Here is a 14,189-nt window from a genome sequence, read left to right on the forward strand (position 1 = left end):
TTCGTCTTCGTTCACGCTATCGACCGATTCGGGCTATAGCCTGCAACTTGGGTTAGGTAGCTGTTTGCCTGTGAGTTGAAGGGTTTCCCTCATTTGAAGTGTTGCTGTTCTCTTCGCCCTCTTTACTTTAGCAGTTCCCTTTCATATCCTTTCTATGCACGGTTTCCTACACTTCGTCTTCTCCTGCTCGCTTGTGCTGCTGGCCTTAACGGCCAAGGCCCAGTGCGGCTGCGACGGGTACGAGCAGGTGCAGCCAGTAATGGAGCGCAAAAAAGGCAAAGGCTCACTTGAACAGCCCTTGTTGGCCAACCGAGCCGGCAGGGTCCTATTCGTGGTGCGAGGCACCGAGCAGGATTCGGTCGGCCTGTTTGTCTGCGGCCGGTTGCAGAAGCAGTGGCGCATCCAGACAACGGAGGACGCGCCCGCCTATGCGGCCAATAGCGTCGAGGTAGCGCTTACCGGCACCCATGACATGACCATTGTAAACTATGATAAGAAGCAATGCGCGTGCTTCTCTGCAACAGACCGGTTTCGGATTGTTAGCGTTTTTGTGTCGCCGCACACTTGGTGGTTCACGAAAACCAATTTGACCATGATCCTGGAATAAGCGTTCATAGCAGGCATGGCCGCGGGGAAGAATCGAAATAACATCTAAAGAACCCTCCTTTTCGCGGACGACCAGCAGCAGCCCAACAGTAATGGGTGCTGCTAAACAAATAAGGCAAGCCTTCCGAGTCGGTCCTATGCGGGTTTACGTAGCGGCTCCTGAGCTGTAATTGGGTTCCTGTCAAGGGAGGCTTTGGCCGACATGGCCTGATAGGGAAGTTTTTCCTATTTGTTTACAGCACCCAAAGTTTCTTGACTTTCTCAGTAACCTATCCAATTACGCGAAGTTACCCCGCCGATTACCAGGCACCCGCGTCGGCGTGCTTAGGTGCCGACGCGGGTGTTCTTACTACAGACGGCGCCCTATTTGTTACTCCACTAACTACTTGCGCCATGAAACAGCTCCTCGCTTTCCTCTTGTTGTGTCTGCTTTGCTCCAACAACGCACTGCAGGCGTGCACCATTGTTTCCGCCGCCCTGAAAGGCGAAGTTTTTGCTGCTTCGAACGAGGATGATTTCACCCCCTTTGCGCGCGTCTGGTTTAATCCCGCCACCAAGGGGCGCTACGGCTCCGTCTGTTTTGGGCAACCGGATTTGCAGGCGCAGGCCGCGGTCAATGAACACGGGCTCTTCTTTGACTTTACCCAACAAAACATCGACCCGTCGAAGTACAATATACAAAACCCTTATCCGGGCGACCTGTTTTTTGACCTCTTGGGCCAATGCAAAACAGTACCCGAAGCCCTAGCCTTTCTCAAAGCCCATCCGTACAGCAACTCCGCCCAAGCACTCCTGGCAGATGCCTACGGCAACTCATTGATCATCAATGCAGGGGCACAGGTCGAAAAGCAGGGACACTACCAAATCAACACCAACTTCAATGTGTGCGACCTCAAAACGGGCTCCTATTCGTGCCAACGCTACGACATCGCCAATGCGATGCTGGCGCAGACCTCCACCCTGTCGGTGCCGTTCTTTCAGAAGCTGCTGAGTCAAGTTCGGCAAGAAGGAAGCCTTGCCACGCAGTACTCGCTCATCTGTGATTTAAAACGAGGGCTTATTCAGGTGTATAACTTTCACGATTACGAAAACGGCTACACCATCGACATAAAGAAAGAGTTGAAGAAAGGCTACCGCCTCCAGAAAGTGGCCCAATTGTTCCCCCCTTCTTTTGCGTACCAGTCCTATGCCAAAGCCAGCCCGCTCTTTCGCAAGGAGCAACTCTTGGATCAGATAGCGCAGGTGGGCTTCGAGCAGGCCTTGCAGCCGTACCTCTCGGAGAGTCAACGACAGGCTCCGCGGGACTCCGCGTTGGTCGGGACAGTGGTAGAAGTGGCGCTGCAACTAGTTAAGGATACCTGGAACCAGCACCAGCAGGGCCAGATATGGACCTACTGGTTTAGTATGCCGGCCGGCTACCACGTCCCGCGCCTGCAAGACGAGCGGTTGACTCAAGCTCGCATCCTCATGAAGACATTGATGGCAGATGCCATGACGGACACCAAGCTGCGACATTTTTTGGCCGAAATGTACGCCTATACGCACCTGCTGGCCGGGGACGTCGCCACGGCACGGATATTTTACCACCAAGCCATCTCCGAGCCGGCGCAAACGTACCCTGTGTCCTACAACCGCGCGAAGACGATGCTCAACCGGCTTTAAACCACGCTGGAAGTAGTTTTCTTACAAGCGCACCTTTGCATTTTGGAGCCACCCTTTGGGTGTTGTTAAACAAATAAGGCAAAGCCTCCTATTCAGGGTAAAACGGGCGCCTAGCGAATTCTAGATCTATAGCGTCTTTTCTAACCTTGAAGTGCTCTAATAGCTAGCCTACGTCAAGGCTGCAGCTTCCGCAGGGCCAGTAGGCACAGGGCCACCGAGCCGGCCACTTGGATCTGGCCGCTGAGAATCATGGGTTCTATCTGGTCTAGCGGCACGGCCAGCACCTCAATATTTTCGGTGGCGTCCAGCTCCTGCACGGCGACCAGGCGGGCGTTGCGGGCCAGGAAGAAATAAATGGTATTGGTATCCTTGGTTGGGTTGTCGCTAACGGCCAGCAGCTGCTCTACTTCGTCGGAGGCGTAGCCGGTCTCTTCCAGTAATTCGCGTTTGGCGGCTTCGAGAGGCGTGGTTTCATCTTCATCCACCACCCCACCCGGCAGCTCAATCAGAATCATGCCGATGCCGTGCTTGTACTGGCGCACTAGCACTACGTGGTTGTCTTCAGTCAGGGCAAACACCAGCACCACGTCGGCCCGTACGCTCACAAAGTAGTCGTCAAGCTCCTGGCCGTCGGGCAGAGCTACATGGTCGCGGCGGAGCTGGTACCAACGGTGGTCGAAAACCAACTCGGACTTGAGCGTTTTCCAGGGCTCGATTTCTTTAGGCATAGCGCACTGTTGGAAAAGAAGCGGCAAGGTAATGATGGAAGCGGCCGAGTTTGGGCAGCGACCCAAAAGCGGGAGATGGTTTTATGGAGACGGTAATGACTACTGGTCCGGCTGACAAACGCGCACAAAAAAGAGCCTGCCCAGATGGGGCAGGCTCTTCGATCAGCAAGCACTAAAGCTTATTTGATTTTCTCTACGATGCCTTTGAACGCCTCGGGGTGGTTCAGAGCGAGGTCGGCCAGAACTTTGCGGTTCAGGTCGATGCCGCTCTTCTTGAGGCCACCCATGAACTGCGAGTACGACAAGCCATGCTCGCGGGCACCCGCGTTGATACGCTGAATCCAGAGGGCGCGGAACTCACGCTTCTTCACTTTCCGGTCGCGGTAGGCGTACAGCAGACCTTTTTCAACGGCGTTCTTGGCTACCGTCCATACGTTCTTGCGACGGCCGTAATAGCCTTTCGCCAAACGCATTACTTTTTTCCGACGATGGCGCGAAGCCACGTGGTTTACACTTCTTGGCATAACCTGCTTGTTTTTGGCGGCCGGCGGCGGACTACTGCCGCATCTTTCGTTTCAGCCGGACGCCTGGTGAAAAATGGTTTTTGGTTTTTGGTTAGTTGTTTTTGGTTGTGGTCGAGTTAAGCGCCAAAACCAATTAGATATTGATCGTTTTCGGATGTTGGCCAAATCAAGAGCCAAAAACTAAAAACGAACAACCAAAAACCAATCAAATGTTAAGCATGTCCTTTACGCGGTTCATGTCGGCCGAGCTAACCAGACCAACGTGCGTGAGGGCACGCTTCTGCTTGGTGGTTTTCTTGGTCAAGATGTGGCTTTTGAAGGCGTGCTTGCGCTTCACTTTGCCCGTGCCGGTCAGCGAGAAACGCTTCTTGGCACCAGACTTGGTTTTTACTTTCGGCATTGTGGTGGTAATAAAAGGTGAAAAACTGCGGCGGTCGGCTGCCTAGGGCCGGTGCGCCAGCGTGAAAACGGGCCGAAGCCCAGGGAAAAACTATTCAGCGGCCTTATCGGCGGGAGCGGGAGCCGGCTTGGGCTCTTTCGGGGCTTGCTTGCCTTCTTCCTTCGGAGCCGCAGGTTTGCTGGGCTTAACTGGAGCTGCCGCCTTAGGAGCCAGGTAGAGGAACATGCGCTTGCCTTCGAGCTTGGGCAATTGCTCCACTTTGCCGAGGTCCTCAAGGGCCTGCGCAAACTTGAGCAGCAGGATTTCGCCCCGCTCCTTGAAGACGATGCTCCGACCGACGAAGTGCACGTACGCCTTGATTTTGGCGCCCTCGCGCAGGAATTCCTGGGCGTGCTTGAGCTTGAAAGCGAAGTCGTGGTCGTCGGTGTTGGGTCCGAAACGGATTTCCTTGATGACAACCTTGGTTTGCTTGGCTTTCAGCTCCCGGGTTTTCTTCTTCTGCTCGTACTTGAATTTCGAGTAGTCGATAACGCGGCACACGGGCGGCACGGCCGTGGGCGAAATTTCTACGAGGTCGAGGTTTTGCTCCTGCGCCATACGGCGGGCCTGCTCGATAGAGTAGACGCCCTGCTCGATGTTGTCGCCGACGAGGCGAACTTCACGGGCCGTAATCTTTTGGTTGATTTTAAACGGCTCCTCTACTTGGGCGCGAGGAATATAACGGCGGTTGGGGGTAGCTATGGCGGTTTCTCCTTAAGGTGAAAGTCGGTTTTACGGGACTGACACGACAATGGGCGGACCCAGTACGTTCAATCAGCGGGCAAATATCCAGCATTTTTTCCGAACGCTCAAGAAAGCCTATATAAAATTGCCGTTTTCGCCCGTGTTTTTGAGGTATGAGGATGTCCTTAGTCCGTTGTCATTGCGAGGAGGCACGACGACGCAATCCTTCCTCTTGCAGCACAACACCCACTGAAGCAACAAGCCCTTAATTCCAGTGCGGATGTTAAGGGCTTGTCTGTGTAGAATACTGGTCTCAGCGAGAGGAAGGATTGCGTCGTCGTGCCTCCTCGCAATGACAGCTGGTTATTTACCGTCCATCATGTCCGTTACCTGCTGCTGAAAGCTCTGCACGAACTCCGTGATGGGCATGGAACCCAAGTCGCCTTCGCCGTGCTTGCGGACGGAAACAACGCCGTTTTCCTGCTCCTTCTCCCCTACGATTAGCATGTAGGGCACTTTAGACACTTCCGCATCCCGAATTTTGCGGCCGATTTTCTCGTCGCGGTGGTCTACGGTGCCGCGCAGCTCGGCTTGTACCAGCGTGTCGTAGACCTGCTGGGCGTAGTCGTGGTACTTCTCCGAAATGGGCAGCACGGCAAACTGCTCGGGCGAGAGCCAGAGCGGAAAGTTGCCGCCGCAGTGCTCAATGAGCACGGCCACGAAACGCTCCAGCGACCCAAACGGCGCGCGGTGAATCATGACGGGGCGCTGGCGGGAGTTGTCGGGCGCCACGTACTCCAGCTCGAAACGCTCGGGCAGGTTGTAATCCACCTGAATGGTGCCGAGCTGCCATTTGCGGCCGAGCGCGTCGCGCACCATGAAATCGAGCTTGGGGCCGTAGAAAGCTGCTTCGCCAAGCTCGGTTACGGTGTTGAGTCCTTTTTCGGCGGCGGCTTCCTGAATGGAGGCTTCGGCACGGGCCCAGTTTTCGTCGGAGCCGATGTACTTGGTCTTGTTTTCCGGGTCGCGCAGGGAAATCTGGGCCGTGAAGTCGGGGAAGTCCAGGGCTTTCAGCACGTAGAGTACGATGTCGATTACCTTCAGGAACTCCTCCTTCACCTGGTCGGGGCGGCAGAAGATATGGGCGTCGTCTTGGGTAAAGCCCCGCACGCGGGTCAGTCCGTGCAGCTCGCCGCTTTGCTCGTAACGGTACACCGTCCCGAACTCGGCGAGGCGCACCGGCAGGTCGCGGTAGCTGCGCGGCTTGCTCTTGTATATTTCGCAGTGGTGGGGGCAGTTCATGGGCTTGAGGAAGAATTCCTCGCCCGGGTTTGGCGTCTTGATGGGCTGGAACGAGTCGGCGCCATACTTTTCGTAGTGGCCGCTGGTCACGTACAACTCCTTGGACCCAATGTGCGGCGTCACGACGGGCAAGTAGCCGGCTTTCATTTGGGCGCGGCGCAGAAACTGCTCCAGCCGCTCGCGCAGCGCCGTGCCTTTGGGCAGCCACAGCGGCAGCCCCGCTCCTACTTTCTCCGAAAACGTGAACAGCTCCAGTTCCTTGCCCAGCTTGCGGTGGTCGCGGCGCTTGGCTTCTTCCAGTTTCTCCAGGTACTCGCTCAGCTCCTTCGCCTTCGGAAACGTGATGCCGTAGATGCGCGTGAGCTGCTTGTTCTTCTCGTCGCCACGCCAGTAAGCGCCGGCCACGTTCAGCAGCTTCACCGCCTTGATGGGGCTGGTATCGGGGATGTGCGGGCCGCGGCAAAGGTCGGTGAAGTCGCCCTGGGTGTAGAACGTGATGGAACCGTCTTCGAGCCGCTCCAGCAGGTCCAGCTTGTAGGGGTCGGCCTTCTCGGTGAAGTAGGCAATAGCATCGGCCTTGCTCACGGCCTTACGCTCGTACTGGCTTTTTTTCTTGGCCAGTTCCAGCATCTTGGCTTCGATCTGCGGAAACTCGTCGGTAGAGATGGAGCGGCCATCGCCTAAATCAATGTCATAGTAGAAGCCGTTTTCGATACTTGGGCCGATGCCTAGCTTCACGCCGGGGTACAGCGCTTCGAGGGCTTCGGCCATGAGGTGGGCCGAGGAGTGCCAGAAGGTGGACTTGCCTTCCGGGTCGTTCCAGGTCAGGATGGCCACGTTGGCATCGTGTTCGATGGGGCGGTGCAGGTCGCGCACTTCGCCGTCGACGCGCACGCCGAGGGCATTACGGGCGAGGCCTTCGCTGATGCCGGCGGCAACGTCGTAGCCCGTAGCGCCATCTACAAACTGGCGCACCGAGCCGTCGGGGAGGGTGATGTTAAGCATTGAGAGAAGTGGATAATGGCTATACAAACAGCCGTGAGGCCGCAAGTTAAGCAATGCCTGAATGTCGGAACGCGCAATTCCTCTGTCATTGCGAGGCCAGAGGCCGTGGCAATCCTTCCTTTTGCTGAGACCAGTATTCTAAACAGACAAGCCCTTGATGCCAGCACGGACGGCAAGGGCTTGGTGCTTCAGTGGGTGTTGCGCTGTAAGAGGAAGGATTGCGTCGTCGTGCCTCCTCGCAATGACAGCGCCCGACCGGGAGATTTCTGCCTCAGAACTTAATCCGCTGCTGCTGAATAGTAATGGGCTCGATGGGCTCCACCGTCTGGCGCGGCGTTTCGTCCACGATGATGCCTCTGGCCCGGTTGCCGACTTTCCAGGCTTTGTAGGTCCAGTGCCTGTTGCCCGGGTTTTCGGCCACGAGCAGGCGGTATTGGTTGGCGGCTTCTTCGTAGCGGGCTAAACTTTCCAGGCTTTCGGCCAGCATCTGGCGGGCCCCGGCTAGCCGTGGCGCACGGCGCAAGGCGCGCTGTAGGTGTGGTATGGCTACCGCGTACTGACGCTTTTTGAAAGTGGCCAGGGCCAAGCGGTAGTCGGCGCGGTAGAAGGTGGTGTCCAGCTGCACGGTGCGGCTATAGATGCGCGCGGCACTGTCGGGCAGGTTTTGCAGCTCAAACTGCCGCCCGTAGTCGTACCAGAGCGGCGCGTAGGTGGGCGCTACCTTCAGGCCACGCGCCGCGTACAGGGCGGCATTAGCCGGCTGGCGGTAGGCATTCGAGAGGAAAGCCAGCTGGTGCAGCGTTTCGGGCTGTCGGGGGTCGCGGGCCAGGCTGGCGCGCAAGTAGTCGAGGGCCTGAGTGGTGTCTTGCAGGCCCACGTACGCCAGCCCCTTGTAAAAGAGTGCCGCGGTTTGGTCGGGCTCCTGCTGCAAGGCCCGGTCGAGGTAGTCGATGGCCGTTTGGTAGTGGCGCGCGGCCAGGTGAGTTTCGCCTACCAGCAAGTTCAGCTCGGGCGAGGCGTAGCCGTGGCGCGAGGCCACATCGGCGGCGACCAAGGCAGCTTCCAGCTTGCCTTGCGTGCGCAGGGCGCGGGCTTTGGTGAAGTAAAACTCGCCGGGCGCATCATCAAGGCTCAGGGCCTGGTTGATATCGAGCAGAGCGGGCTCCACTTGGCCGGCATCCAACCGAAAAGCCGCCCGGCGGGCGTAGAGCGAGGCATTGCGCGGCTGGCGGGCAATAGCCCCATCCAGCTCCTCAGCCTGAATTTTGGGTCCGCTCTGCACGGTTTTCAGGTTCACCATCGTCTCGGGCTGCTCCGGGTGCTCCTCCGAAACTGGCTCGCACGAGCCGGCCAGCACAGCCACTACGGGCAGCACCGTCAGTCGAAACAGACGAAAGAAAGGCACGGACAGAAAAGACAAGGCACGCATCAGGCAGCGAAGATACGCAGCCGGGGCCGGGGCTGCTACGCCGTTCCATCCCAAAAATCTACTTAGCCCCTCGCTACGGCCTATTCCATCCGCTTTACCGAATGCCTCATCTGCTTCGTCTGCTTGCGGTTGACCTGCTCCAGTAGCTTGCGGCAGCGGCGGCTAATTTCCAGCTCCTCGGCCGTGAAAGGCGTCAGAGACACCGCCGCTTGCAATACTATGCGGGCTTGGCTCTGCTGGCCTTGGTTGAGGTGCACCCGGGCGAGGTCGTAGGCGTACTGAATCCGTTTGGGGTCGAGCTGCTGGGCGATGGTAAGGGCGTTGATGGCGGCTCGGGTGCTGGCGCCAGAGGGCGTACCACCCAGAAAAAGCTGACTGTACAATCGCTCCAGCAGGTTGTAGTGGTCGACGCGGTAGTGCCAGCGGCCCAATAGCTGCCAGGCGTCAGCGAAATCGGCTCGCTGCTCCACGGCTTTGAAGATGTAAGGCTTCATTTCCTTGTACACCAACAGCCGACCCCGGGCAGTGAGTAAGGTGGCCTGGTTGGCCAGCGCCAGCGCTTCGGCATAGTTTCCTTCGGCCGCTTCGGGGCGCACCACCAGGGCCCGGCTGGCATAGAGCCGCGCCGCCGAGAAGTAGGCTATTTTCCGGGTTTCATCGTTGTAGCGCGCGCCTATCCGCACGCTGAGCACGGCGGCCCGCCAGAGCGCCTCGTACGAAGATGGTGCTTTGGCCAGTACTTGCTCGTACTTGGCCAAGGCTTCCGAATCTTTGTACTGGGCCTCCAGCGCGCGGGCTTCACTCAATAGCCTCGCTACCTCGTTGGGAAGTGGAGACTCGACCACGGGTCGGGGTTTAGGCTTGGCTTTAGCTTTACGAAACTGCGCCGAGGCAGGCAGCACCAATAGCCCCATCAACAGCCCCCACAGTAGAAACACGCGACCCAAAGCCCCAACCATCCAAAAGAAAATGCAGTCTGAAGTGTAAAGCTGTAGCTTTTCAGCGTATCGCCGGTTATGCTGAGTTGTTCTGGGTGCCACCGTACGGCCGGGCTGCCGCAAAGTTCATAAAAAAGCCCCACCAGATGTACTAGTGGGGCTTTTTTAATCTAAAACAGCTTCAGCTGCGACTTCGGCGTTTTCAGTATGGCCTGGGCTTGAGCTACCTCGGCGGCCGAGATGTCGATGGGGCCGCTGGGCTCGGGCAGCGAATCACCTTCGTCCTCAGAACCAGAGGCGACACCTGGGCGGGGCAGCGTAACGGGGCCTTTTTTCTTGGCTACCACGCGACGCTCCGGCTCGGGGCCTTCGTCGGTGAGGAGCGTTATGGCGTGAATGCGGAAGTAGTTGAGCTTGTTGCCCATAGCCTTCCAGCCTTTCACGTCAATGAACTCGTGCAGCAGGATTTTCTCGTTTTCCTTATCGGCTTTCTTGTCGCGCTGGAGCTTCACTTCCACGTGCGGCTCGGGGTTGCAAGTCACGCACAGCATCTTCGAGCCCTTGGTTTCGGCAATGAAGGTGAAGCGCTTGGCAATGGTGCTCGTTTCGATGCGGAAGCGCTTGACGTAGTGCATCTTGGTTTCGCCTTCCACGTACACGGCGCTCAGCACGGTGTCGGGCTCGAACTTGCGCAGCAGCACAATGTTGGGCACGTCGAAGTGAATGGCCGGGTCGGGCGCAGTGAGTTCGTAGGAGCCGTCCTTGTACACCACCAGAATGGCGTTGTCGGTGTCGAAAGTGCCCAGGTAGCGGCCGTGGCCGTCGGTGTTGAGGCGGCCCACCACGGCGTCGAAGAAAACTTCGCGCCCGCCCAGCGTGGAGTCGCCGCGGCTCTTTTGGGTGATTTTCTTGATCGGCTGCTTGGTCACGATGTTGCCCATCGAGCCTTTGCCCTTGATGGCCAGTTCAGCGAAGTCGAAATCAAACTGCTTCACGCGGGCTGGCGCCTTGTCGGAGAGCTGAATGCTCACGATTTCCGACTCCGAGTTGGGGTTGGCCGTGAGGTAGAGCGTCTTGGTGCCTTTGGTGCCTTTGGTGAGGTCGTAGGTTTTGTCGCGGGTGATGCCCGTCACGAGGAAGCGCTTGGCGAAGGCAATGCCCGAGGCGCCGTCCTGGTACACCATGTTGTACACCAGCCGGTCGTCGTTTTTGTTGTAGACGCCCACGTGCAGAATGTCCTTGCCCACGAAGGTTTTTTCCGCAATGCGGGTCACCATGAATGTGCCGTCGCGCTTGATGGCGATGATGTCGTCGAGGTCCGAGCAGTCGCACACCAGCTCGTCCTTTTTGAGCCCGTAGCCCACAAAACCATCTTGGCGGTTCACGTAGAGCTTCTGGTTGGCTACGGCTACTTTCTGGGCCGTCACTACGTCGAAGGTGCGCAGCTGGGTTTTGCGCTCCCGGTTCTGGCCGTACTTTTTCAGCAACCCTTCGAAGTAGCTGATGGCGTAGCGCGTGAGGTGAGCCAGGTGGTCAGCCACTTCCAGCAACTCGGCTTCGAGCCGCTGAATGTACTCCTCGGCCTTGAACCCATCGTACTTGGAAATCCGCTTGATACGAATTTCGGTGAGACGGGTGAGATCTTCCTCCGTGATGGCGCGGCGCAGCACAATGCGCGTGTCGTTGGCCCGAAGCTTCTCGCCTTCAATGCGCACGAACTTGCGCAGGCCGGCATCAATGGTCTGGAGAATGTCTTCCCAGGTTTCGCACTCCTCGATTTTGCGGTAGATGCGGTTTTCGATGAAGATCTTCTCCAGCGAAGCCGAATGCCACTTTTCCTGCAACTCGTCCTGCCGGATTTCCAGCTCCCGCTCCAGCAGCCGTACCGTTTTCTGGGTGCTCAGCCGCAGCATGTCTTCCACGCCCACGAAGCGCGGCTTGTCTTCGATGATGACGCAGGTATTGGGCGAGATGCTGATTTCGCAGTCGGTGAAGGCGTACAGGGCGTCCATGGTGAGGTCGGGGCTCACGCCGGTAGGCAAGTGCACCTGAATTTCCACCTGGGCCGCCGTATTGTCGACCACCTTCCGAATCTTGATTTTATTGGCCTCTGAGGCTTTCACGATGCTTTCCATCAGCGCCGTAGTGGTGGTGCCGTATGGAATGTCCCGGATGATGAGCATGGTCTTGTCGGCCTTCTCGATGGTGGCGCGCAAGCGAATTTTGGCCCCGCGCAGGCCGCCGTTGTAGTTCGAGACGTCGCAGAGGCCGCCGGTCGGGAAGTCGGGGAAGAGCTGAATGTCCTTGCCCCGCAACACGTCGATGCTGGCCTTGCACAGCTCCCGGAAGTTGTGGGGCATGATCTTGGTGCTCAGACCCACGGCAATACCTTCTACGCCTTGTGCGAGCAGCAGCGGGAACTTCACGGGTAGCGTGGTAGGCTCGCGCTTGCGGCCGTCGTAGCTCATTTGCCACTCCGTGATGTCGGGATTGAACACTACGTCGAGCGCAAACTTGCTCAGGCGGGCTTCGATGTAACGCGGCGCGGCGGCTCCGTCGCCGGTACGAATATCGCCCCAGTTGCCCTGCGTTTCGATGAGTAGATCCTTCTGGCCCAGATTCACCATGGCGTCACCGATGGAGGCGTCGCCGTGCGGGTGGTACTGCATGGTTTGCCCGATGACGTTGGCCACTTTGTTGAAGCGGCCGTCGTCCATCTCCTTCATGGCGTGCAGAATGCGGCGCTGCACGGGCTTCAACCCATCCTCAATGGCCGGCACTGCCCGCTCCAAAATCACGTAGGAAGCGTAGTCCAGAAACCAGTTCTGGTACATGCCGTTCACGGTGGCCACGTCGTGAATGGTTTCGCCGGGCGCGAACTTGGGTTCCTCCTCGGCTTCTTCCGTCACCGGCACAGGCTCAGTTACGGCTTCCACATCGGCGCTCGACTCAGCCAGCAGCAGCTCGCCGGTTTCGCTCACCACAAATTGGGCCGACTCTTCCTCAGCATCAGCATCACCCATTGCGGCAGGCTCAGCGCCAAACTCAAAGGAGTCGCCGGCGCCGAATACGTTCTCTGGCTGCTCTTCGTGCGGGTCTTGGGGGTTGTTCTCTTCTGACACAGTGCGGTGTGGCGCTTGCCACGGTTATTGTTCTTGTACCTCTCTCCCAACCAAAGTGGCGGAAGGCTTCTCACGCGAAAGGCTCCTGGCACGCCAAATGCGCAGGAGAAAATGTAGGGGTCAGCTCATAGAGCTAGGGGAAAAAGCTGCAACTTAAAAAGCTGAAGCGCCCTAGAGAGCTAGAACAGGACCCTTGAACATCAAAAGTACCGTTAGCCACGCAGAACGCAATATTTCTAATGCCGAGCAGGGCCATAAAGTTCCTAATTATATTAGTCATGCGCAAGCCCCGAAAGCACTGTATTCAGGAAAATTCTTTATTCTATTGACCAAGACTGACTGAACACTTGGCAGCAGCATACTAATTTAATTAGTCATGTCACTTAGCATAGCGCTGGCCATTATGATGCATTACATGAAATCACGTACCTGTTTCCCTGTGGCGTGTTTCCAGGCGAGCTGAGCGTTCACAGAACGCGCTACAATTACTTGCGCCGCTGTGTTAGCAGATTCGAATGAATAGTTTTCAGTGAACAGCAAGTAGACTCCATGTGGCTTTAGTGTACCTGCCGCCAGTAACTGCTGCCGCAGCATCACCCCTCCTGGCCGCATGCTATCTGTAGCTGTAGCCGCCGCCAACGACCCAGCTACAACAATCATATGGCCACTGGGCTGTAGATAAGCCGTGGCGTCAGCAGTGCCTTGGCGTAGGACAAACTTTTCGCCCGGCAAGCCAGTAATTGGAGCGGCGGGCTGAGTAATTGATGATGTGATGGTTGCTGCATCCTCCAGAGCTTTCCTTGGTTGCTTCGAACGAGCTTCGACGCTTGGTCGTGAGGCTAGTTTCTTATTAGGCGGGGCTGGTAAAAATGTAGATGCCAGCGCGATTGGAGAAGATGGCACAAGTCGAGTAAGGGGCCGGCCGTCGTGGCCTTCTAGAAATGCTTCTGCTTCCTGCCGCGACACGTTGGTGTGCTGCTCGGCAACCACTTGCACCAAAGCATCAGGCAAGCTCGGAAAAGGATATTGCGTAATACGACGCTCTGCTTCAGGCCGAGCATCCTGCATCTTCTGCTGCTTACGCGTCAGATTCAGATAGCTTTCGGCAGCGGTGCGGGCGCTACGGTCAGCAACAGCAGCCTTGCTTAGAAACAGCATGAAGAACTCTGCCACTGTTTCCAGATCGTCTTCCGACAGGTTGAGGGTCTTGAAATGCTTACTGGCGAATTCACCGCTGGTGTAGCAATAGTAAAAGCGCCATATCCGGCCGTTGGTGATAATAGCCAGCTGAGCAGTATTATCCTTATTGTAGTCGCGGAGTTGGCGTTCCACTTTGGCCAAATCTTCGGGTAGACCTTTGGTTAGATTACCAGTGCCTTTACATTCGATGAAGATGGCGTCTTCCGAGAGATTATCAGCGAATAAAGCTAGATCTACCTTCTTTACATCCTCGTTCGGCGTCGCTTTGAACTCGGCATATACCTCACTTGGATTCCAGATATTCCATCCTAAAGCCTGCACAATGCGCGCCACCAGCGATAGACGAACATGCTCTTCATTTTTATAGTCGCCTACCTTCAGACGGTGGCGGATATCGGCCAGGATTTCTAGCATGGTAAGTAGACAATGAAACCACCAAAGTAATGAAAGCCCAGCTTCTAAAAAGACTAGACGTCATCGATTTCATCATTTACATCCGACTATAGATCTTCATTCATACGAGAACATTAAGTAGCTTTCCAACAACCAA

At 56.8% G+C, this 14,189-nt stretch carries 10 protein-coding genes and 1 pseudogene; 2 read left to right on the top strand and 9 right to left on the bottom strand.

Translation table 11 applies throughout. From position 1 onward, the window contains the following. Nucleotides 1-154: 154 nt before the first annotated feature. Nucleotides 155-607, top strand: coding sequence for a hypothetical protein (locus ACYSMN_RS23620; protein WP_488926393.1), 453 nt, complete (start codon nt 155-157; stop codon nt 605-607). 392 nt (nt 608-999) lie between these two features. Next, complete coding sequence (locus tag ACYSMN_RS23625; RefSeq protein WP_488926394.1) at nt 1,000-2,268, top strand: C45 family peptidase; 1,269 nt, start codon at nt 1,000-1,002, stop codon at nt 2,266-2,268. A 173-nt stretch (nt 2,269-2,441) separates the two neighbouring features. Here ACYSMN_RS23625 and ACYSMN_RS23630 read toward each other — a convergent pair whose 3' ends face one another. The 9 genes and pseudogenes from ACYSMN_RS23630 to ACYSMN_RS23670 all read right to left on the bottom strand — a co-directional run bounded on the left by ACYSMN_RS23630 (nt 2,442) and on the right by ACYSMN_RS23670 (nt 14,053). After that, a complete protein-coding gene (locus ACYSMN_RS23630; RefSeq protein ID WP_488926395.1) occupies nt 2,442-2,996 on the bottom strand; it encodes an NUDIX hydrolase in 555 nt (184 codons plus the stop codon). Nucleotides 2,997-3,175: 179 nt separating this feature from the next. Continuing rightward, nucleotides 3,176-3,520, bottom strand: coding sequence for a 50S ribosomal protein L20 (gene rplT / locus ACYSMN_RS23635; RefSeq protein WP_488926396.1), 345 nt, complete (start codon nt 3,518-3,520; stop codon nt 3,176-3,178). Between the two features lie 205 nt (nt 3,521-3,725). Beyond that, the gene (gene rpmI / locus ACYSMN_RS23640; protein ID WP_045688686.1) at nt 3,726-3,920 is read right to left on the bottom strand and encodes a 50S ribosomal protein L35; all 195 of its coding nucleotides are present in this window, start codon (nt 3,918-3,920) and stop codon (nt 3,726-3,728) included. A gap of 183 nt (nt 3,921-4,103) precedes the next feature. Further along, a pseudogene (gene infC / locus ACYSMN_RS23645) lies at nt 4,104-4,661 on the bottom strand (translation initiation factor IF-3); the annotation flags it as partial. Between the two features lie 345 nt (nt 4,662-5,006). Beyond that, on the bottom strand, nt 5,007-6,950 hold the full coding sequence (gene thrS / locus ACYSMN_RS23650) for a threonine--tRNA ligase (protein ID WP_488926397.1): 1,944 nt from the start codon (nt 6,948-6,950) through the stop codon (nt 5,007-5,009). Nucleotides 6,951-7,221: 271 nt separating this feature from the next. Continuing rightward, nucleotides 7,222-8,379 (bottom strand): tetratricopeptide repeat protein, encoded by a 1,158-nt coding sequence (locus ACYSMN_RS23655; protein ID WP_488926398.1) that lies wholly within the window; start codon nt 8,377-8,379, stop codon nt 7,222-7,224. Between the two features lie 80 nt (nt 8,380-8,459). Further along, on the bottom strand, nt 8,460-9,224 hold the full coding sequence (locus tag ACYSMN_RS23660) for a hypothetical protein (protein ID WP_488926399.1): 765 nt from the start codon (nt 9,222-9,224) through the stop codon (nt 8,460-8,462). Nucleotides 9,225-9,487: 263 nt separating this feature from the next. Beyond that, a complete protein-coding gene (locus tag ACYSMN_RS23665; protein ID WP_488926435.1) occupies nt 9,488-12,340 on the bottom strand; it encodes a DNA gyrase/topoisomerase IV subunit A in 2,853 nt (950 codons plus the stop codon). A 510-nt stretch (nt 12,341-12,850) separates the two neighbouring features. Beyond that, nucleotides 12,851-14,053 carry a DUF4357 domain-containing protein gene (locus ACYSMN_RS23670; RefSeq protein ID WP_488926400.1) on the bottom strand — a complete coding sequence of 401 codons (1,203 nt, stop codon included), beginning with the start codon at nt 14,051-14,053 and terminating at the stop codon, nt 12,851-12,853. Nucleotides 14,054-14,189: the final 136 nt, after the last annotated feature.

The sequence above is a fragment of the Hymenobacter sp. M1-2 genome, from assembly GCF_057808495.1.